15 protein-coding genes and 1 pseudogene are annotated in these 20,066 nt (G+C 73.6%); 8 read left to right on the top strand and 8 right to left on the bottom strand.

The window, feature by feature from the left end; genetic code table 11:
* Positions 1-122: 122 nt before the first annotated feature.
* A pseudogene (locus ACH4F2_RS22035) lies at positions 123-1,688 on the bottom strand (protein phosphatase 2C domain-containing protein); the annotation flags it as partial.
* 290 nt (positions 1,689-1,978) lie between these two features.
* On the opposite strand from ACH4F2_RS22035, the gene ACH4F2_RS22030 reads away from it, so the two are divergent.
* Positions 1,979-2,962, top strand: coding sequence for a helix-turn-helix domain-containing protein (locus ACH4F2_RS22030; RefSeq protein ID WP_398134409.1), 984 nt, complete (start codon positions 1,979-1,981; stop codon positions 2,960-2,962).
* 69 nt (positions 2,963-3,031) lie between these two features.
* Complete coding sequence (locus ACH4F2_RS22025; protein ID WP_398134408.1) at positions 3,032-3,514, top strand: DUF456 domain-containing protein; 483 nt, start codon at positions 3,032-3,034, stop codon at positions 3,512-3,514.
* Between the two features lie 170 nt (positions 3,515-3,684).
* Here the strand turns inward: ACH4F2_RS22025 and ACH4F2_RS22020 are convergent, their stop codons facing one another.
* Positions 3,685-5,115 carry a bifunctional transcriptional activator/DNA repair enzyme AdaA gene (locus ACH4F2_RS22020; RefSeq protein ID WP_398134407.1) on the bottom strand — a complete coding sequence of 477 codons (1,431 nt, stop codon included), beginning with the start codon at positions 5,113-5,115 and terminating at the stop codon, positions 3,685-3,687.
* Between the two features lie 73 nt (positions 5,116-5,188).
* Positions 5,189-6,304, bottom strand: a complete 1,116-nt coding sequence (gene rsgA / locus ACH4F2_RS22015; RefSeq protein WP_398134406.1) for a ribosome small subunit-dependent GTPase A — start codon at positions 6,302-6,304, stop codon at positions 5,189-5,191.
* Positions 6,305-6,898: 594 nt separating this feature from the next.
* On the opposite strand from rsgA, the gene ACH4F2_RS22010 reads away from it, so the two are divergent.
* Both ACH4F2_RS22010 and ACH4F2_RS22005 read left to right on the top strand, forming a co-directional pair.
* Positions 6,899-7,648, top strand: coding sequence for an Atu4866 domain-containing protein (locus tag ACH4F2_RS22010; RefSeq protein ID WP_398134405.1), 750 nt, complete (start codon positions 6,899-6,901; stop codon positions 7,646-7,648).
* Between the two features lie 80 nt (positions 7,649-7,728).
* Positions 7,729-9,120, top strand: coding sequence for an amidohydrolase family protein (locus ACH4F2_RS22005; protein ID WP_398134404.1), 1,392 nt, complete (start codon positions 7,729-7,731; stop codon positions 9,118-9,120).
* Positions 9,121-9,234: 114 nt separating this feature from the next.
* On the opposite strand, the gene ACH4F2_RS22000 is transcribed toward ACH4F2_RS22005, so the two are convergent.
* The 3 genes from ACH4F2_RS22000 to ACH4F2_RS21990 all read right to left on the bottom strand — a co-directional run bounded on the left by ACH4F2_RS22000 (position 9,235) and on the right by ACH4F2_RS21990 (position 12,067).
* Positions 9,235-10,014 carry an SDR family oxidoreductase gene (locus tag ACH4F2_RS22000; protein ID WP_398134403.1) on the bottom strand — a complete coding sequence of 260 codons (780 nt, stop codon included), beginning with the start codon at positions 10,012-10,014 and terminating at the stop codon, positions 9,235-9,237.
* Positions 10,015-10,161: 147 nt separating this feature from the next.
* Complete coding sequence (locus ACH4F2_RS21995) at positions 10,162-11,001, bottom strand: SDR family NAD(P)-dependent oxidoreductase (RefSeq protein ID WP_398134402.1); 840 nt, start codon at positions 10,999-11,001, stop codon at positions 10,162-10,164.
* Positions 11,002-11,188: 187 nt separating this feature from the next.
* A complete protein-coding gene (locus ACH4F2_RS21990) occupies positions 11,189-12,067 on the bottom strand; it encodes a helix-turn-helix domain-containing protein (RefSeq protein ID WP_398134401.1) in 879 nt (292 codons plus the stop codon).
* A gap of 262 nt (positions 12,068-12,329) precedes the next feature.
* Between ACH4F2_RS21990 and ACH4F2_RS21985 the strand changes: the two genes are divergently transcribed.
* Entirely contained in the window at positions 12,330-13,205 is an 876-nt protein-coding gene (locus ACH4F2_RS21985) for a helix-turn-helix transcriptional regulator (RefSeq protein WP_398134400.1), read from the top strand.
* Positions 13,206-13,383: 178 nt separating this feature from the next.
* On the opposite strand, the gene ACH4F2_RS21980 is transcribed toward ACH4F2_RS21985, so the two are convergent.
* Together ACH4F2_RS21980 and ACH4F2_RS21975 are read right to left on the bottom strand one after the other, a co-directional pair.
* On the bottom strand, positions 13,384-14,040 hold the full coding sequence (locus ACH4F2_RS21980; RefSeq protein WP_398134399.1) for a hypothetical protein: 657 nt from the start codon (positions 14,038-14,040) through the stop codon (positions 13,384-13,386).
* Positions 14,037-14,519 carry a hypothetical protein gene (locus tag ACH4F2_RS21975; RefSeq protein ID WP_398134398.1) on the bottom strand — a complete coding sequence of 161 codons (483 nt, stop codon included), beginning with the start codon at positions 14,517-14,519 and terminating at the stop codon, positions 14,037-14,039. Before ACH4F2_RS21975 ends, ACH4F2_RS21980 begins: the two co-directional genes overlap by 4 nt.
* A 239-nt stretch (positions 14,520-14,758) precedes the next feature.
* On the opposite strand from ACH4F2_RS21975, the gene ACH4F2_RS21970 reads away from it, so the two are divergent.
* The 3 genes from ACH4F2_RS21970 to ACH4F2_RS21960 are packed head-to-tail and all read left to right on the top strand — an operon-like array spanning position 14,759 to position 19,838.
* Positions 14,759-18,511: a CHAT domain-containing protein gene (locus ACH4F2_RS21970; protein ID WP_398134397.1), complete on the top strand. Its 3,753-nt coding sequence runs from the start codon at positions 14,759-14,761 to the stop codon at positions 18,509-18,511.
* On the top strand, positions 18,508-19,185 hold the full coding sequence (locus ACH4F2_RS21965; RefSeq protein WP_398134396.1) for a hypothetical protein: 678 nt from the start codon (positions 18,508-18,510) through the stop codon (positions 19,183-19,185). The genes ACH4F2_RS21970 and ACH4F2_RS21965 overlap by 4 nt, the downstream gene beginning before the upstream one ends.
* Positions 19,185-19,838 (top strand): RES family NAD+ phosphorylase, encoded by a 654-nt coding sequence (locus ACH4F2_RS21960; protein ID WP_398134395.1) that lies wholly within the window; start codon positions 19,185-19,187, stop codon positions 19,836-19,838. The genes ACH4F2_RS21965 and ACH4F2_RS21960 overlap by 1 nt, the downstream gene beginning before the upstream one ends.
* Positions 19,839-20,066 lie beyond the last annotated feature (228 nt).

Here is a 20,066-nt window from a genome sequence, read left to right as displayed (position 1 = left end):
AAGCGCTGTCACGCCTCCCAGACGGCGGCCGCCGTACGGTCGTCGGCGTAGCCCTTGACCCGGACGCCGCTGTCGGCGAGGAACTCCGCGAGGCCGGGCGGGGTGCCTCCGGCCCATCGCCGCGCGAGGAGTTCGCCCAGCTCCGGCTCGTTCAGCAGCGGCTCGGCGAGGCCCGCGGTGCACATCAGGAGCACATCACCCGGGCGGGCTACGGAAGCGCGGAAGCGGAACGGCTCGCGCGCCGGCTCGACGAACGCTTCGTCGTACGGACCGGGTGGTGTGGTGATGCCGAGGTCCATGGTGAGCCGGTCGTCCCCGCGCTTCCCACCCGGTGCGTCGCCCGGCTCTCCGGTCGGCCTTCCGCTCGGCCTTCCGCTCGGCCTTCCGCTCGGTATCGAGCCGAACCCGACGACGGGCTCACCGGTGACGTCGCCGGCACTCGGCTCCATGTCCCGCCAGGCGCCGTCCCGCAGCCGGAGCAGTCCGCCCGCGCCTACACCGAAGAAGACCCGCGTACGGCACTCGGGATCGGCGGGCAGCAGCAGACAGCGCAGGGTGGCCGCGTACTCGTCCGGGGCCAGGCCCTGTTCGGCGGCGCCGGCCCGGAGTCTGCCGAGGCTGCGGTCGGTGAGGCGGTGCAGGCCGGACTTGAGGTCGCCGCGCCGGGCGGCCCGCAGGTCCTCGGCGAGCCGGGCCCGGCTGCGGCCCACGGCCCGGCCGATCCACTGGCACACCTCGGCGGCGGCGCGGTGCGCTCCGGCGGTCGCGCGGGCGCCGGTCGCCATCGCGACCAGGATCAGCGCCTGCTCCCCCGTGCCGAAGCGGGCCACGAGCAGCGCGTCGCGTCGCGGGTCGCCCCGGTAGCGCGCGGAGTCCCCCCGTACGGACACGGCCCGTAGCGCGCAGGTCCCGTATCGGGCGCCCTCCAGCACGGTGTCCGCCACCAGCCCGTCGAGCCCGTCCGGGTCGGCGGGCGGCAGCGCGGTCGGCTCGGCGTCGTAGGTGGGCGGCCCGGAACCGACGTAGGCGGGCGCGGAGGGCGAGGCCTCGCCGGTGCCGTCCGGGGCCCGCGTGGGCAGGGGCTCCAAGGGCCGCGCGGGGAGGAACGGTGGCGGGAGCGGGGGCAGGCCGGGGATGATCCTGAGTGGGCGCGGTGGTCCGTCGGGGGCCGGTCCGGCGGCCGGAAGTGGTGTGGCGGGGGGTTCGGTGAGATCGGCGGGGCCGGTCCCCGACGTGGTGCGGTCGTGCGGCCCCTGTCGTTGCCCGGCCGGTCGCGGAGGCGACGGCGGTGCGGGCGGCCGCGTGGGGGGTTGCCGCTCGGCTGCGGACTGTGCGGAGCCGGGCTGCCGCTCGACGGCCGGCTGTACGGGACCGGGCTGCCGCTCGGCTGCCGGCTGTGCGGCCGGAGCCTGTGAGCCTGCGGTTGGGGGGCCGGGGATGCCGGTGGGCGCCGCCGCCCACCAGGGGGGCGGTTCTTCGGCCGGAGGCGGTTGCGGCGGTTTCGGCGGTGGCGTCCCCTCCCGGGTGTCCCGGTCCGGCCGGCCGGCCACCGTCCCCGCTGCCGAGGCGAAACGGTCGTCGAGGGAATCGGGTGCGGCCGTGGGGCCGGTGTCGTCAGTGGAGTCGTCGTACAGCTGCCCCCACCAGTCGTCGTCATGACCGGTGGGCCTTCCCCCCTGCTGACTCATGCTCCTGATTGTCCACCGACGGAGCCGTATGAAAACGGGGCATCCGGAAAATCCGGCGCACCCGCGCGCGCCGTACGGCGTGTCGGAGGGACCCCTCGAACAGTGTTGCGAGGCAGGGTGGCCGAGCGGTCCCACCCCCCACGGGAGAACCGCTCGGCCACGCCACATTGGCAGAGTGACCGGCGCTACGGCGATGATGTCCGAAGGCGGGTTCCCGCCGTGGCCGTTTTCCGCCACGGCCGGTCGCGCGGGTACGTGGTGAGTTTTTTCTCGGGGAGGGACGACGCCTGATGCTGGGAGTGCTGGGGCTCAAGGACACGCACGAGTCGGCGTACCGGGCGCTGGTGTCCGTGGGCGCCGCCGACGTGCCCGATCTCGCCCGCCGGCTGGCGCTCGGCGAGCAGGACACCGAGCGGGCGCTGCGCCGGCTGGAGCAGAACGGGCTCGCGGCCCAGTCCTCGGCCCGGCCCGGCCGCTGGGTCGCCGCGCCGCCGGGAGTGGCGCTGGGGGCACTGCTCACCCAGCAGCGGCACGAACTGGAGAAGGCGGAGCTGGCGGCGGCGCTGCTGGCCGAGGAGTACCGGGCGGCGGCGGCCGAGCCCGCCGTGCACGATCTGGTGGAGGTGGTGACCGGCGCCGCGGCGGTCGCCCAGCGCTTCTTCCAGCTCCAGCTGGCGGCGAGCGAGGAGGTGTGCGCGCTGGTCACCGGCACCCCGGTCGCCGTCACCGGCATGGAGAACGACGCGGAGGAGCAGGCCACCGGACGCGGGGTCCGCTACCGGGTGGTGGTCGAGCGGTCGGTACTGGACAAGCCGACCGGCATCACGGAGCTGACCGCCGCGCTGGGCCGCGACGAGCAGGTACGGGTGGTGGACAGGGTGCCGACCAAGCTGGTGGTCGCCGACCGGGCCCTCGCCCTGGTACCGCTCACCGCGCGCTCCTCGGAACCGGCCGCGCTGGTCGTGCACGCCAGTGGACTGCTGGAGCTGCTGTCCGGCCTGTTCGAGTCGGTGTGGCGGGACGCGCTGCCGCTGCGACTCGGCGCGTCCGGCGTCAGCGAGCACGGCCCGGACGGGCCCGACGAGACCGACCTGGAGATCCTCTCCCTGCTGCTGGCCGGCCTGACCGACGCGAGCGTCGCCAAACAGCTCGACCTGGGCCTGCGGACCGTACAGCGCCGCGTCAAGCGCCTGATGGAGCTGACCGGGGTGACGACCCGGCTCCAGCTGGGCTGGCACGCGTACGAACGGGACTGGGTGGCCCGGAAGCACTGAACGGGCCCGCCGCCCTGCCCGAGCCGCCGGACATCTGCGCTCGGCGCCCGTCTCCGGCACCCTGGACAGATGGGAGCGTGGGACCTCCTGCTGTCCGGCCTGGTCATTCTGCTCGGGCTGTGCGGCGTGCTGCTCCCGGGCATGCCGGGGGCGTGGCTGGTGTGGGCCGGGGTCCTGTGGTGGGCGCTGGAGGATCCGCGGCCTCTCGCGTGGGCCGTGCTCGTCGGCGCGACGGTGGTCCTGCTCCTTTCCCTGGCGGTCCGCTGGACACTGCCGGCGCGGCGGCCGCGCCGGGACGACACCACCCGCCGGATCACGGCGTACGCGGGCGCGGGCGCCTTCCTCGGCTTCGTCCTGGTCCCTGTTCTCGGCGCGATCCCCGGCTTCGTGGGCGGCGTGTACCTCGCCGAACGGCTGCGGCTCGGCCGGCACGGCGAAGCGGTGGCGGCGCTGCGCACGGTGATGCGCTCGGGCGGCTCCCGTGTGCTGACGGAACTCTTCGCCTGCCTGCTGATCACCGGAGCGTGGCTGGGCGCGGTGCTGGCGGGCTAGCGCGGCGCCCTCCACGGTGAACAGCCGCGTCCTGCGCTCCAGACCGCCCGCGTACCCCGTCAGGGAGCCCGTCGGCGCCGATCACCCGGTGGCAAGGGGCGCAGGATCAGCCAGCCGGCCGACGGGGCTGTCGGTCTCGGTCCAGTACGTCGTGGTCGTGATGGTCGTCGTCATCGGTGCTGCTCCCACTCTCCTGCTGCGCGCAGGTGGTTCAGGGCGTACGAGCGCCAGGGGCGCCAGGTGTCGGGCACGGCCGGGCCGGGCGGGGCGACGTCCGGGTCACCGAGGGCGCGGGTGCGGACGACGGCGGCCGTACGGGCGTCCAGGCCCGGCACGGCGAGCAGCGCGCGCTCGGCGTCGTCCCGGTCGGCGCCCGGGTCCAGGCGTACGGTGCCGTCGGCGAGGGCGGCGGCGAGCGCGCCCGGGGTGCCGTCCGGCTCGGCACCGGCGAGGACGGCCGGTTCGGGGAAGAGGTGAGTGAGGGTGCCGCACGGCGCGTCCAGCGTCTTGCCGTACCGCCGCACCAGCCGCTCGGCCTCCGCCCGCCCGACCAGGGCCCGGACGGCGAGTTCGTCGGGGTCGGCGGTGCCCGGTGAGCGCAGCCCGGGGCGGGCGGCGACCAGCGGGCCGAGCCGGGGGTCGGCGCCGAGCCGCTCGTCGACGGCGTACGGGTCGGCGTCGAGGTCGAACAGCCGCCGCAGCCGCTGCACGGAGGTGGTCAGGTCGCGGAGGTCGGTGAGGTGGAGGCGGGCGTCGAGCCAGCCGCCGCTGCCCGCGCGTGGTCCGCCCGGCCGCTCGTCGACGGCGACGATCCCGGTGCCGTGGGGCAGGCGCAGGGTGCGCCGGTAGACGCGGCGGCCCGGCGGGCCGCTCATCTCCTCCACTCCCGCGACGGCCTCCCGCTGGAGCAGGTCGAAGACGGGACCGGGCTGGTAGGGGCCCCGGTGGGCGAGCCGCAGCGGGATGCCGGCGGAGGGGGCGGCCGCGCGCCGGGCGGCCGCCCGGTCGCGTGCCGGGGCGGTGGCGCGCAGCGCGCTCGGGGTGGCCGCGTAGACGGCCCGGATCGTGTCGTTGAACTGCCGCACGCTGGCGAACCCCGACGCGAACGCGATCTCGGTGACCGGCAGGCCGGTGGTCTGCAGCAGGACCCGCGCGGTGTGCGCCCGCTGGGCGCGGGCCAGGGCCACGGGCCCGGCGCCGAGCTCGGCGGTGAGCTGCCGCTGCACCTGGCGGGCGCTGTAGCCGAGCCGGCCGGCGAGTCCGGCGACACCCTCGCGGTCGACGACGCCGTCGCCGATCAGCCGCATGGCCCGGCCGACGACGTCGGCGCGGACGTTCCAGTCCGCCGAGCCCGGCACGGCGTCCGGACGGCACCGCCGGCAGGCCCGGAACCCCGAGCCCTGCGCGGCGGCGGCCGTCGCGTAGAACCGCACGTTGTGCCGCTTCGGCGTGACCGCCGGGCAGCTGGGCCGGCAGTAGATGCCGGTCGTCTCGACGGCGAAGAAGAACGCGCCGTCGAACCGGGCGTCCCGGCTGCGGACGGCCTCGTACCTGCTGTCCTCGTCCGTCAGGTGCTCTGCGGTCTTCGTCCCGTTCCCCATCACGCTCTCCAGTCTCCGCCGGACCGGAGGGCCGGGCTGGCGGAATTCGGACATGGCGTCGGCGGGGCGGCGGCTACCGCACGCGGCCCCGCTTGGCCTCCATCGCCGCCTTGCCGATGGCTCCCCGGCGCTTCCACTCCTTGCGGATCTCGGCGCGCACCCGGGCGTCGGTCTTGGCGACGATGCGCTGGTTCTCCCGCATGAGCTTGCGGTAGCTCTCCAGCCGTCGCACGGGCAGCTCACCGGTGTCGATGGCGGCGACGACCGCGCAGCCCGGCTCGCTCTCGTGGGCGCAGTCGTGGAACCGGCAGCCGCGGGCCAGCTCCTCGATCTCGGCGAACACCTGCCCGACCCCGGTGCTCGCGTCCCAGAGCCCGACGCCCCGCAGCCCGGGGGTGTCGATCAGTACTCCCCCGCCGGGCATCACGAGGAGGTTGCGGGTGGTGGTGGTGTGCCGGCCCTTGCCGTCGACGTCCCGGGTGGCCTGTACGTCCATGACGTCCTCGCCGAGCAGTGCGTTGGCGAGGGTGGACTTGCCCGCGCCGGACTGCCCGAGCAGCACGGCCGTACCACCGCTGACGACGGCGCCGAGCACGTCGAGCCCTTCGCCGTGCTCGGCGCTGACGGACAGCACCGGCACGCCGGGCGCGGCGGTCTCCACGTCCTGGACGAGGTACGCCAGGGACACCGGGTCGGGAACGAGGTCGGCCTTGGTGAGCACGACCAGGGGCTGCGCCCCGGACTCCCAGGCGAGCGCGAGGAACCGTTCGATCCGGGCGAGGTCGAGCTCGGCCGCGAGCGACACGGCGACGATCGCGTGGTCGACGTTGGCCGCGAGGATCTGCCCCTCGGAGCGCTTGGAGGAGGTGGAGCGCACGAAGGCCGTACGGCGCGGCAGACAGGTCCGTACGTAGCGCGGGTTGCCGTCCGGTTCGACGGCGGCCCAGTCGCCGGTGCAGACGACGCGCAGGGGGTCGTGCGGGGTGACGAAGGCGGTGTCGGCCCGCAGGATCCCGTCGGCGGTGACGACGTCGCACTGACCGCGGTCGACGCGGACGACCCGGCCGGGCAGGAGACCCTGCCCGGCGTACGGGGCGAACTCGCCCTCCCAGCCCGCGTCCCAGCCGTAGGCGGCGAGGACCTGCTGGGCATGGGAAAGGGAGGATGTGTTGAGTGAAGCGTTGAACAAGGGGGGCCCTTCGAAGGGTGGCCCCGGCGGCGCGCTCCGCGCGGAAGTCGAGTGGGTGTCAGCCGGAGACCACAGGGGTGGGAACGATGAACTCCTGAATGCGGGCCGTGCCCGTCACCGTGACAGTCATCAACGTCCTCACCTCCTGCTTCTTCTCGACGAACCAACACCGCCCCCTCGAGAACGGCTGAGCGGAAGCCTAGCCCCGCCCCAGGTCGCGGCACCACCGATTAAACGCCGGGCCTCACCCGCACGAAAAAAAGGAGCTGCCGCAGACCGACGTCATGCCGCGAGCCGTACAACGTCCTGGGCGAGGGCCCGGGTGTCACCGGCCTCGACGACCGGCCGCCGGTAGCTCACGGCGACCCCGGGAGGCGTGGTGGTCTCCACCGGTTCGTGCCGCGGTACACCCGGGATCCTGGGTGTCCGACACCTGGGGTCACCACGGTCTGGTTCCGACTCCACGGTGCGACCAACCTGGTGGTCAGGAAGCCGGCAGCCGTCGTGGCTGCCGGACACTCGCCTCGGACCCGCACCGGCGCGCATCTCGCGCGGCGGGGACGCCGATGAGGCGACGCTACCGAGGAGCACGCATTGAGCATCACCGACACCGTGAGCTGGAACCCCGAGGCCCTCGACGCGATCCTCTCGAACGACGAGGGGCGTCCCGTTCTGTTCACCAACGCCCGCATCCTGACGATGGACCCGCTGATCGCGACCACGACCGGCGCCGACCTCCTCTTCGTCGGCTCCCTCGTCGTCGGGGTCGGCCCCGCCATCATCACCGCGGCGGGGGACGACAACGCCGTCGTGGTCGACTGCACCGGCCTGACCATCACCCCCGCCGTCGTGGACACCGTCGCGCTGGCCGGCGGCCGCGGCCACCGCTCCGAGTACGTCGCGACGCTGTCACCGGGCAACACCGCCGACTTCCTGGTGCTGCCCGACGAACTCGCCGCCGACGTTCCGAGCGCGGTGGCCACTCTCATCACCCGGCCGGAGCAGGTGCGCGCACTCGTCGCGGCCGGCCGGCCGGTCCTGTGGGCCGGCGGCGGCGTCCCCGGCCGGGCCACCGCCCCGGAGGCGGGCATCCCGGCGGCCGAAGACCTGACCGGCAGCCCGCGCGTCGGAACCTGGATCGACACGAACGGCTTCCTGCACCAGGAACTCACCGCCGACGGCCGCTACGACGAGACCCGGGGCGGACGTCCGCACGCCTACCAGGGCCGGTACTGGATCGACGGCGACCACATCGACTACCTGGACGACCTCGGCTTCTGGGCCTACGGAGAGTTCCAGGGCGACGAACTGCACCACGCGGGCTACGTCATGAAGCTGGGCTGACCGTCCCAGTCCTTACCGCCCTCTCCGGCGGACGGCCCGTGTCCCCTCGTCCTCTCCCCCGTACGGAAGGAAGACCTCTCATGAACTTCGACGACGCCGCCGGCGCCGCCGTCCTCCAAGTGCTCCGGCGCCGGCCCGCCGACCGGCGGCGCATCCTGTTCACCGGTGCGACCGTCGTCACCATGGACCCCGGCCTCGGCGTCATCGACGGCGGCGACCTCCTCGTCGAGGGCGACACCATCACCGCCGTCGGCCGCGACCTCGAAGCGGCAGACGCCGTGGTCGCCGACGCCACCGGCACGATCCTCGCCCCCGGCTTCGTCGACACCCACCGGCATGCCTGGGAGGCCCAGCTGCGCCGGATCATGCCGGACGTCGACGACCTCGGCGCCTACGTCATGTCCACCCTGGCCGGCTACGCCACGGTCTACCGGCCCCAGGACATGTACATCGGCACCAAGCTGGCCGCCCTCACCGCGATCGACAGCGGCATCACGACCATGCTCGACTTCTCCCACAACTCCCGCACCCGCGAGCACTCCGACGCCGCCATCGCGGCTCTCCGCGACACCGGCATCCGCGGCGTGCACGCCTCCATGGGTCCGCACTTCGGCGACTGGGACAAGCAGTGGCCCGATGACCTGACCCGCCTCAAGGAGCAGTACTTCAGCAGTACCGAACAGCTGCTGACCCTGCGCCTGGCCACGCTCGCCACCGACGAGATCGCCGGGCCGGCGCTCGCCTACGGTCCCGGACTCGCCCGCGTCGCCGAGGACCTCGGCATCGGAGTGAGCGTGGACGCGGTCTTCGGCACGGCCTCCTCCGAGGCGGTCCTGCGCTGGGCCAAGGCCGGCATCCTCAACGCCGACGTCACCCTCATCCACGCCACCGGGCTGACCTCCGAGGCATGGAGGGTCATGGGGGACACCGGCACCACCGTCGCCCTCGCCCCCACCTCCGACGCGCAGATCGGCCTGGAGACCGCGATCCCCGCCGTCGACGAGGCCCTGTCCGTCGGCATCCGCCCCGGACTGAGCATCGACGTCGAAGTCGCCCTGGCCAGCGACATGTTCACGCAGATGCGGGCCCTGCACGCCATTCAGCGGATGCGCGCGGTCAACGCCGTTCACGGCACCGGCCGACAGCCCTCCCGCATCACCACCCACGACGTCCTCGACTTCGCCACCCTCCAGGGCGCCCGTACCAACGGCCTGGCCGGGGTCACCGGCTCACTCACCCCGGGCAAGAAGGCCGACCTGCTGGTCATCCAGGCCGAGGACCTCAACAACATGCCGCTCAACGACCCGTTCGGCACGATCGTGCTGGGCTCCGACGCCCGCAACATCAGCGCCGTCCTCATCAACGGCGAGCCCCGCAAGTGGGACGGGCAGGTCCTCGACGTCGACCTGTCCGCCCTGCGCGGCGAGGTGCACGCCTCGCGCGAGTACGTGCTGAACACCCCGGCTGCCTGAGCCTTCCCACCGCCCGGGCATTCGCCTTCCCCTCCTTCACTCCCCGGCCGTTCCTCCCGCGGCCGGGGAGACTCCCACGCGTCCCGGTGGTGCCATCGCGCCGGCTGAGGGGCTTCAGACGGCCTGGGCGGTGGGCAGGACGGTGATCTCGGTGAGGTTGACGTGGCGCGGGACGGCGGCCATGAAGGCGACGGTCTCCGCGATGTCGGCGGACCGCAGGCAGTCGATGTCGTGGATGAGGTCGGCCATCAGCTTGGAGGCGTCGGGGTCGGTGACGTGCTCGGGGAGTTCCGTCTCGACCATGCCGGGCTCGATGGTGGCCACGCGGACCATTTTGCGCCCGAGTTCGACGCGGAGCAGCCGGGTGAGGTGGCTGATGTACGCCTTGGTGCCGGAGTAGACGGAGAACTTCTCCAGGATTCGGGTGGCCGCGATGGACGAGGTGTTGATCAGGTCGGCGGGCTTGCCCTGGGCGGCGGAGTCCGTCAGGTGCGGGAGGAACGCGGCGATGACGTTCATCAGGCCGGTGATGTTGAGGTCGATCTGGCGCTGCCATTCGTCGGTCTTGAGTTCCTCGATGCCGGAGACGAGCTGGACGCCGGCGTTGTTGAACACGAGGTCGGCTTTGCCGAAGCGGGCGGCGACCTGGTCGGCGGCGGTCTGCACGGCGGCGCGGTCGGTGACGTCGACGGCCAGGGCGAGCGCGGTGCCGCCGGCGGCCTCGATGTCCTTGACGAGGCTGTCGAGACGCTCCTTGCGCCGGGCCAGTACGGCCACGGTGGCACCGAGTTCAGCGAGGCGCTGAGCGGTGACGGCACCCATGCCGCTGGAGGCGCCGGAGACGACGGCGACACGACCGTCGAGGGGAGTACCGGTGATCAGGGCAGCGGACATCACAGAACCTCAATCTCTCTTGACCGGAAGGCCCCGGAGGTGGGGAGAGCAGGGGTGGCGCGGTGCCCGGCGGGCCGGATCGTCCTGCCCCGCCGGGCTGCTGGAGAGGGCCGCGGGCGCCCGAAGGCGAGGACGCCCGGCGGAATGTCAGGCGGCGTCGTCGTGGCCGGTGGCAGCGGACTTCTCGCGCCACGGGGCGAGATCCTCCTGTACCTGCCGGTACTTGACGTCGAGCCGCTCGAGGGTGTCGCGCCCGAGGTAGAGGTGCGTGGGCGGCCTCTCCGCGGAGGCGGCCTCGACGATGAGCGCGGCGCCCTTGACGGGGTCACCGAGCTGGGCGTGGTTGGCCCGGTCGACCCAGTCCAGCGTCACGTGGGCGGGTGTGCCGTCGTAGTCGGCGATGCGGTTCGCGGCGACCGACAGGGAGCTGGCGTCGAGGAAGTCGGTGCGGAAGACACCCGGCTCGACGACCATCGACTGGATACCGAACGGGGCCATCTCGGCGGAGAGTGCCTCGCTGATGCCGGCGACGGCGAACTTCGACGCGCTGTAGAGGCTGACGCCGGGCTCGCCCTCGAAACCGGAGCGGGAACCGATGTGCACCAGTCGGCCCGCGCCCTGCTTGCGCATGACGGGCAGCACGGCGCGGGTGACGTTGATCAGGCCGAAGACGTTGAGGTCGAACAGCGACCGGGCCTCCGTGTCGGTGACCTCCTCCAGCGCGCCTAGCAGGCCGCGGCCGGCGTTGTTGACCAGGACGTCGATGCCGCCGAACCGGTCCACGGCGGCCTCGACCGCCAGCGGGATGCTGTCGTTGTCCGTGACGTCCAGGGCGACGGCGAAAACCTTGTCCGAGTTCTTCAGATCGTCCGGCAGACGCTCCGGATTCCGTACGGCGACCACGACATTGTCACCTCCCGCCAGAGCGGCACGGGAGATTTCCGCACCGATTCCACGCGAGGCGCCGGTGACAAACCACGTAGCCATGGGAGAACCTCTTTCGTCTCTTCCCCTTTCGGGGATTTCCTGTGGACGTTTTCGAGTGTTCCCGTCGGCTACGACGCTATGGTGGCTGTGCCATTCCTAGGAGTGTCACACCCAGCCTCGATCCCCCATGACGGTCCAGGCGTACCTGCGTGTACCGGTGGAGGCGCTGTTCCGGCGGTCTCCTGGTTCAGGAGCCGTGCGCGGGATTCGGCCGGTGGGGCGGGACTACCGGTGCGCCGAGGGAGCCCAGCAGGGCCAGCCCGTCGGCGGAGGGGGAGCCCGGCTCGGCCTGCAGGATGATGAGCTGCTGCCCCGGGGCGCTGCGGATGGTGAGGGCTTCGTGCCGCAACTCCAGGCCTCCCACGACGGAGTGGTGCACGTGCTGGACGTCGCAGGACGGGACCCGGGTGCGCTCGCGGGCCCACAGGCAGCGGAACTCGCCGCTGCGCACGGACAGTTCGCCGACGAGCTCGAGGACGCGGGGGTCCTGTGGAGTGCCCGCCGCGGTCTGCTGGAGGTCGGCGACCGCACGATGCCGGGCCCGCTGCGCGTTTCGGTAGAAGGACTTCGCCGCGGGGTCGAGGAAGAGCATGCGCAACACGTTGTCGTGCTGCGCGAAGTCACTGTGGAGGGCGTCGGCCAGTGCGTTGGTGGCCAGCAGGTCCTGGGCGTGCCCGATGATGAAGGCCGGCGTCCCGGTCCAGCTTTCGATCAGCTGCCGCAGGTGCGGGTGGACCCGCTCGACCCGGACCGGGGGCTTCGTGCGGCGTGCTGTCGGCCGGGCCAGCCGGAAGAGTTCCCCTTTGTCCTCGTCCCCGAGCTGCAGTGCGCGGGCAAGGGCCTCCAGCACCCGGAGCGAAGGGCTGAGTTCGCGGCCCTGCTCAAGTCGGCTGTAGTGGCTCAGGCTGACACCTGCGAGCGTCGCGACCTCGTCACGCCGCAGGCCGGGCACCCTTCGCCGGCCCGCCAGGGACAGTCCCGCCGCGGCAGGACCGAGGCGTTCTCTGCGGGAGCGGAGGAACTGACCGAGCCCTCCGACCGGGTCAGGGCGCGCGTCGTTGTCCATGGAGTCGAGGTTAGGCGGAGAACGCCGGGCGAAGTCCTGCCGACGGTGGGTGCATCGCACCCAGGAACACCGGGCCTCCCCGGGGAGGAGAAGCCCGTGACGGACCGCGGGAAGTCGTGACGGGCGCTGCGCAAGCGTCACGTCCCAGTCACCGGCGCCCCTCCGTCGCCCCGGACAATCGCCCTGCGTGCAACCGTGAACACCCGGTGCGATTCCGGGCGACCGATGGCTCTCGTCAGTCGCAACCACTTAGCCTTGCCGCATGGACAATGGAACACCTTTGGGTGATTTCCTCAGAGCCCGCCGAGACGCCTTGAAGCCGCACGACGTCGGCCTGCCGGAACACGGGCGACGCCGGGTGCCGGGACTTCGCAGAGAGGAGGTCGCGCTGCTCGCCGGAGTCAGCTCCGACTACTACATCAGACTCGAGCAGGGGCGCGAGAACAGCCCGTCCCCGCAGGTCCTCGACGCCGTGGCGCAGGCACTGAAACTGGACGCGGAGGCCACCGCCCACCTCAACCGCCTGTGCCTCACCGCCTCGCAGCGCCCGCGCGACTGGGGTGAGACGGACGTCAGCCGACAATTGCTGCAGCTGATGGACGGATGGGACCACACTCCGGCTTTCGTCGTCGGTCCGGCGCTCGACATCATGGCGGGCAACTCCCTCGCCACGGCCCTCCACAGCGGGTTCGACGAGTTCGACAACCTGGCCCGCATGGTGTTCGTCGACCCGGCAGGACGCGAGTTCTACCAGGAATGGGAGCGAGCCGCACACTCCTGTGTCGCCGAAATCAGGGCCGCCTTCGGCCACGACCCGCAGTCGGCCCGCATCGCCGAGGTCGTGGCTGAACTGTCCGCCCAGAGCGAGGAGTTCGCCGGCATCTGGCAGATGCACGAGGTCAAGAGCAAGTCCCAGGAAGGCAAGCATCTCAAGCACCCCCAGGTCGGAGACCTGCACATCAAGTTCGCGGCTTTCACGGTCAACGGGGCTCCGCATCAGCAACTTGTGGTCTATCAAGCCGAACCGGCCAGCCCCACGGCGACCGCCTTCGAGACGCTGAGGGCCATGGCCACCCGGCGGGGGCCGGCGCGGGCAGCCGTGCCCGTGGCGGCCGACCTCGCCGTCGATGAGCAGTAGCGGTGGACACGGGCACGTGAGCCTTCGAGGGGGCGGCCCCGGGCTCACGACTCGGACGGTCCGAGCCGGCCGACGGCCGTGGAGGTGGGCTGAGGGAGCACCGGATGCGGGCAGCGTCCGTTGCCATCGATGTGACGTGGCCGGTCCGGCGGTGAAGTCCGCGCACTCCTCGGGACCCTCACGGGCTCGCCCCGGCCGCCGGGCAGGCGTCGACGGCGCCCAGGGAGACGATGTCCGCGAGACTCACCCTCACCTCACCCGAGTCGGTCCTGAGTACCAGCCGGCCGTCGGTGACGCGCAGGGACTGCCCGCAGAAGGCGGCCGAGGAGGTCCTCACGAGCAGCCGCGGCCCCTCCTGGACCGGGCCGTACCAGGTGAGCGCGACCGCACCCACCAGCGCCGCACCGCAGCCCAGGGTGAGGAGCACGCCCAGCCGCAGCGCCCGCACGGCGCGCAGCGTCTCCACGTGTTCGCCCGCCCGGAGCCGTGCGGCGGCCGGTGCGGTGTCCGACGCGAGGGAGACCATGCCGGGCGCACCGTGGGCCGCACGCAGCAGCAGGAGGGCACCGGCCGTGCCGCACACCAGGGAGAGCAGGAGCGTCCCGCCGACCAACACGCCGTAGGGGGCGGCGAGTTTGCTGACGTCGGTCCGTCCCTTGATCAGGCCGAAGCCGAGCAGCCCGACGAAGAGGCCGGCCAGTCCGTGCCGCCAGGCGTACGCGGCCTCCCGGACGCGGGGCAGTTCGGCGGCCAGCAGATCCACGGTCCGGCGGGCCGCCTCGCGGTCGGCAGCCGTCGCCGGGGGCCCGGGCACGACGCGCCGGCCGGCCGTCACACGCGCTCCAGCCGTACGTTCCAGTAGGCGCCGCAGCCGGTCTCCCCTTCCGGGCGGCCAGGATGCGCGGTCTCGCAGGTGCAGATGACCGGGATGCCGTCCGCGCGGTGCGACGGTCCGCGGAACGCGCGCCGGACGTGGAGGTAGGTGCACGCGCATCCGCACCGCGGGCACCGTCCGCTGAGCACCAGCGTCTCCTGGTTGACGGGCACGACGTCCAAGGCGTCCGTGTACGTCGCCGCGTACTCGGCCTGCGTCGTCTCCCGGTAGGCGACGGGCTCACGGGCTCCCGGCGCCGAACCGGCCGGAGCCGAACCGGCCGCAGCCCGACCGGCCGGGGCGGTGCCCGTGTCCGTGCCGGTGTCGATGCCCGTGCCCGTGCCCGTGCCCGTGCCCGTGCCCGTGCCCGTGCCGGTGCCGGTGCCCGTGCCGGTGCCCGTGCCCGTGCCCGTGCCCGTGCCCGTGTCAGCGTCCGTCATGTGTGTCTCCTCGAGCCCACCACGCGCCTGTCGGGCGCCCGTTGGCCCGAAACCCCTGCCAGGACACCATGAGAAGCCCCGCGTCGACGGGCCACGACCGGGAAACGCCCGGTTCGGACGGAGAGTGGTCGGCTGCCGGGCGGTAAGCGGTCGATCTCCGGTCGTGCGGCGACGGCCCTCGCCAACCGGCCGTACCGGAATTGACGAACGGGCATGATGAGTACGGGAGGGAACACCGGATGGACGACGCCGCGCACGACACACACGCCCCGCACCACTCGGACGACTCGCCGCCCGGCGCACGGGCCGAGGCCGCCCTGGCCGGCACCGGGGACTGCGTCGTCCCCTTCCGCGCCGGGGAGCACAGCGGCCCCAGCGGCCCGGAGTTGGACGCCCTGATCGACGAACTGTCCCTGCTCGCCGACGAGTCGGTGCGGGCGGCCGGCCATGAGGTGCTCCGGGCCCGGCTCAGGGCACGGCTCGGGGCGCTGGTCGCCACGCGGTACGTCCTCGGACAGCGGCCCGAGGACCGGCTCCGGGCCCGCGAGCTGCTGCAGGAGGCCTGCGAGTCGGCGCTGCTCGACACGGAGTGCCGCGGCACCGCGCGCCGCGATCTCGTCGCCCTGCTGGGGTCGCGGCTGGTGCGGTTGGAAGCGCAGGCGCGGGAGGCGGGGGTCGACGCCGCGGACGGTCTGCGGCTCGACGACGTACGCATGGCCATGGAGGCCGGCAGGCCCGAGCGGTACGGCGGCTCCGGCCTTCCGGAGGACTCCCAGCTGCTGCTCCGACTGGTGCTGGCGAACGACTCGGGGAACCTGAGCCCCGAGCAGCGGGAACACTTCCTCCTGCTCGGTACCGCCCTGGAGGCGATGCAGCGCGACGACATGCACGGCGTGTTCGCCTCGGCCGAAGCGCTGGTACGGTCCGGTCGACACGAGGGTTCCTTCCTGCCCCGCCTGCTGGACTCCGTGCTGCCCACCCTGCTGTCGGTGCTGCCGGCCGACTCTCCGGCGGACGCGGAGGAACAGACTCCGAACCCGAACGGCGGCATGGACGCCCTGTGGGAGATCCTTGCCCTGACCGAGGCGCAGGACCCCGGGACGCTGGCCCCCGCCGAGTTGCCCAAGCTCCTCGTCGCCCTGACGGGCCGCGGGGACGCCGGGCCGGACGACTCCTCGCTGTCCGCCCGGATGATCGCGGCCATGCTCCACTTGGCGCAGGCCACCCGCACCGGCGACATGACGGGCATGAACGCCGGGCTGGAACTCGTGCACGAGGCGTTCGCGGCCGGCGAGTTCGACGCGGACCAGCTCACCGACTGGCTGCCGGGCGTCACGGCCGGCATGCTCGCCGGAGCCTCGATGACCGGGGGCAGCCTCCAGGACGAGGAGCTGGCCGACGCCATTCTGCGCGATCTCGACCGGGCCGGCGGTCCGTCGGGCGGCCGGCTGGCGATCACGCTCCGCGCGTGCGGCCATTTCCTGCGGCTTCAGATCGCCCTGTCCCGGGCGTCGGACAGCGGTGACCTGGACGCCGTCGAGTCAGTGCTGCTCGAGCTTCAGGATCTGGACGACGCGCTCGCCGGGGCCGAGGAGTGGGTGACGGTGATGCACTCGTTCCTGCTGGGCTCGGCATCTCTGGCGATGGCGCTGCTCAGCCGGGCGACGGCGGACGTCCGCACGGCCGTGCACCACTTCGAGCAGGTCATGGAGCAGTCGGTGGACATCCCCGCACTCCGGAAACTGCTGGACGCCTCCTCGGCCCCGCTGCTGGCGCTCACCGCGGCGGTGGAGAAGGACCCGAGCCGCCTCGCCGCGGGCATCGAGCGCACCCGGTCCGCTCTCGAAGGCCCCGGAGTGACCTTCGACTTCGAGTCACGTGTGCGGAGCGCGCTCGCCATCGCCCTGGGGACGCTGTACGAGCTCACGGGCGACCCGGCCGCCCTGGACGAGGCCGTGGCGGAGCTGCGGCTGGCCCGGTCGGCGCTGCCACCGGACGCCCCCGGCAACGCTTCCGTCCACGGATCGCTGGCGAAGACCCTGGCCGACCGGGCGGGCACGCGGCCCGGCACTCCCGAGGCCACCGAGGACCTGCGCGCCGCCGTGGGTGCGGCGCGGGACGCGCTGCGGGCCACGGCGGACGACGTGCTGCTGCAGGCCGGGGTGCGCCACGGACTGCGGATGGCCCGGCAGGGGGCCGACCGGGGGCGCACGGCTGCCCTGTGGGCTCTGCGGATCGGGGACCCTGAGGAAGCGGTCGGCTGTCTGGAGGCCGGCCGTTCGCTGGTGCTCCGGGCCGCCGCGGTGTCCTTGGGCGTCGCCGACCGACTGGCCGCGCTCGGCGCGCGGGAACTCGCGGAACGCTGGCGCGCCACCGCACCGGTGGGCCAGGTCCCGGCCGCCGACGCAGAGTCCCGCTCACCACTCGACGAACTGCTGTCCGGATCGCCCGGCGGGCCCTCGCTCCCCGGCGACCTGCGGCGCGAGTCGCTGGCCCTGCTGCGCGGCCGGGAGCGGCCGGCCGACGAACCGTCGGCCGAGACGGTGGCCGCACTGCGCGCCGGTCTGGCGCGGTCCGGGGTCGACGCCCTGGTCCATCTGCTGCCGGGCTCCGGTGCCGAGGACGGCGCGCTGCTCCTCGTCACCCCGGACGGACCGGTCGGCGTGGTCCGGTCGCCCGGACTGTCCGGGGCCGGCCGGACCCCGGTCACGGACTTCCTGGCGGCCGGAGCGGCCCGGCAGCGGCTGGAGTCGGCCGACGGCGAGGTGTCGCACCAGGAACACGACCGGGCGGACCGGGCGTGGTCGGCGGCCCTCGCCGCGCTGTGCGACTGGGCCGGTGGCGTGGTGGGCCCGGTTCTGGACCGCCTCGGCCTGTGGGAACGGGCCCTGCACGAATCCGGACTCGCCCGTCACCCGGCGGAGACGGAGCGCGCACGCTCCGCCGACGGGCAGGGCGCACACTCGGCCGGCGCGGAGAGTGCGCCCTCCGCCGACGGGCAGGGCGCACACTCGGCCGGCGCAGAGGGTGCACGCTCGGCCCGCGCGGAGGGTGCACGCTCGGCCGCCGTACGGCTGGTGTTGGTGCCCTGCGGTGAGCTGGGGGTGGTGCCGTGGCAGGCGGCCGTGCTGCGGCCGCCCTCCGGGGCCGGCGGCCCGGACGCGGTGCGGCTGTGCGAGGTCGCGGTCGTCTCGCACGCCGCCTCGGGGCGGGAGTTCCTCCGCGCGTCGGCACGGCGGCGCATGCGCCCGGCCGAACGGCCCGCCCTGGTCTTCCACGGGCACGACCTGGTGTGGGCGGAGGAGGAGGTCGAGGTCCTCCAGGAGCGGTACTACCCGGATGCCGAGCACTTCACCGAGTCGTACGGCACCACCCCCACCCCGGAGACGGTCCTGGGGCTGCTCGGCGCGCGGGACGGTACTCCCGCATCGCTGGTGCACCTCGCCTGCCACGGGCTGGCAGGCCCGGACCCGACCACGTCCGCGCTGCGGCTGGCACCGCCCCCGGCGGCCGCGGCGGACGGTGCCGTCAGCGCCGACCTCACCCTCAGCACGCTGCTGGACACCCCTTCCGGCGGCGCCTCGCCGCAGACGCCGGGCCCGCTGGTGGTGTGCAGCGCGTGCGAGACGGACCTCACCACCCGCGACCACGACGAGGCCCTGACGGTCACCTCGGTCCTGGTCCACCGGCTCGCGGCCGACGCCATCGGTTCCCGTTGGCGGGTGCCCGACGGCAGCTCCGAGCTCCTCATGCTGGTCCTGCACGACCGGCTCGCCGCGGGGCTCGCGCCACCGGACGCCCTGCGAGCCGCACAGCGCTGGATGATCACCCCGCCGGACCTGCGTCCCTCGGTGGCCGGACTGGCGGACGTCTCCGGCTACCGGCTCCGCCAGGACTTCCGCGAACGGCCCGAAACCTGGGCCGCCTTCGTCCACCAGGGCAATCCCGCCCCGGCCGCACCGCCCGAGACCGCCCAGGAGGGAACCCGGTGAACCCGACCGACCTGCTCCTGTCACTGAAGGAGAACGCCCGCCTGCTGCCGGGCGAACTCGACGAGGAATCCCGGCAGAAGGTCGTCGCCGCGCTGCGCCTTCTGTACGACGAGGCCGTCGCCGGCCGGGTGCCGGGCACGGCCCGCGCGCTGCGCCGGCTGGTGCGCGCGCTGGCGGTGCTCCCGCCCGGCCATCCCGTCGCGGAACATCTCGACGGCCGGCGGTACGCCACCGAGGCCCCGAGCGTTCCGTCCGCCGCGCTCGTGGCGGACCTCATCGGCATCCTGGGTGAAGCACCGCCCGGACCGCAGGAGTTGCGACGCTCCGCCCGCGCTCGCCTGCTCGCCGCGCCGGCCCTGTCTCCGCAGGAACACGCGGGCCTCCTGGCCCGTGTGCCGGACGGCGGGCCGGAGCCACCCGGGGTGATCCGGCTCAACGACCCGGGGAGCGGCCCGCGTTACCCGCGGTTCCAGTTCCTGCCGGGCACGGCTGAGCCGCTGCCCGTCGTCCGGCGGATCAACGAGCTGCTGCGGGCCGACCGGGACCCCTGGGGCGCCGCCGACTGGTGGCTGGGCGGCAACACATGGCTGCGCGGGGTCCCGGCGGAGCTGCTCGGCACCCTGCCGGACGAGGACCTGGTCGAGGCCGCCGCCGAACTGGTGGAGGGCGGCTGATGGTCGGCCAGATTCCGCCCGAGGGCGTGGCCATGGAGCCGGTGACCACCGAACTCCCGGCAGGGACCCTGCTCTGGCGCTGCCACGAGGCCCGGTACGGCGTGGGGCAGTACAACCCTCGCACGGCGCACGAGCACTTCAAGGGCAGCCGGTTCGACTCCACGGAGAAGGACCCGTACCCGTACCTGTACGCCGCGCTCGATCCGGTGACCGCGCTCGCGGAGGTGCTGCTGAGGTCGGTCGAGTTCGACGACCGGGCGGCCGTCCGGCAGGTGCCGTGGGCGCAGGCGTCCCGGTACCTGCTCTCGGCGGTCCGTACGGTCTCGGACGTGACGCTGGTCGACCTCACCAGCGCGGAGGGCCTGGCGGCGGTGTGGCAGGACGACTGGCTGGTGACCAGCATGGAGTACGCGCAGACCCGGTACTGGGTCCGGCTGATCCGTGCGAACAGCCTGGACGCGCAGGGGTTGTGCTGGACGTCCAAGCGCTGCATGCCGCGGCGGGCCCTGCAGTTCTTCGGCGACCGGTGCCCCGAGCCGCTTTTCGCGTCCCGGCCGGAGGAGTACTACCGGCTGGACTCCCCCAGTGGCCTCGCGGAGGCCAACCGGCTGCTGGGCCCGCTGCGGGCGGTGATCTCGGAGCCGGAGTTCTGACGGCGGAGTCCGGCCCGCGGAGTCCGGCAGGGCCTCCGCCGGCCGGCTGCCCGGCCGTAGTACCGGCAGGCAGCCCAGGGCCTCAGCCGCACCACTGCCCTCCGCCGCCCCGGCCACGGACCCGGACCCGGACCCGGCGATGGTCCCGACGATGGCCAAGGGCCGTCTCCCGGACCCGCCCGGGCGGGCGGGTCCGGGAGACGGCCCCCGAGGCGGCCGACGGTTTGT

This window comes from Streptomyces sp. NPDC017890, assembly GCF_044328675.1.
In the GTDB taxonomy this organism is placed as follows: Bacteria; Actinomycetota; Actinomycetes; order Streptomycetales; family Streptomycetaceae; genus Streptomyces.
Note: the sequence above shows the minus strand (reverse complement) of the source record. Positions and strands in the feature narration are given on the sequence as shown.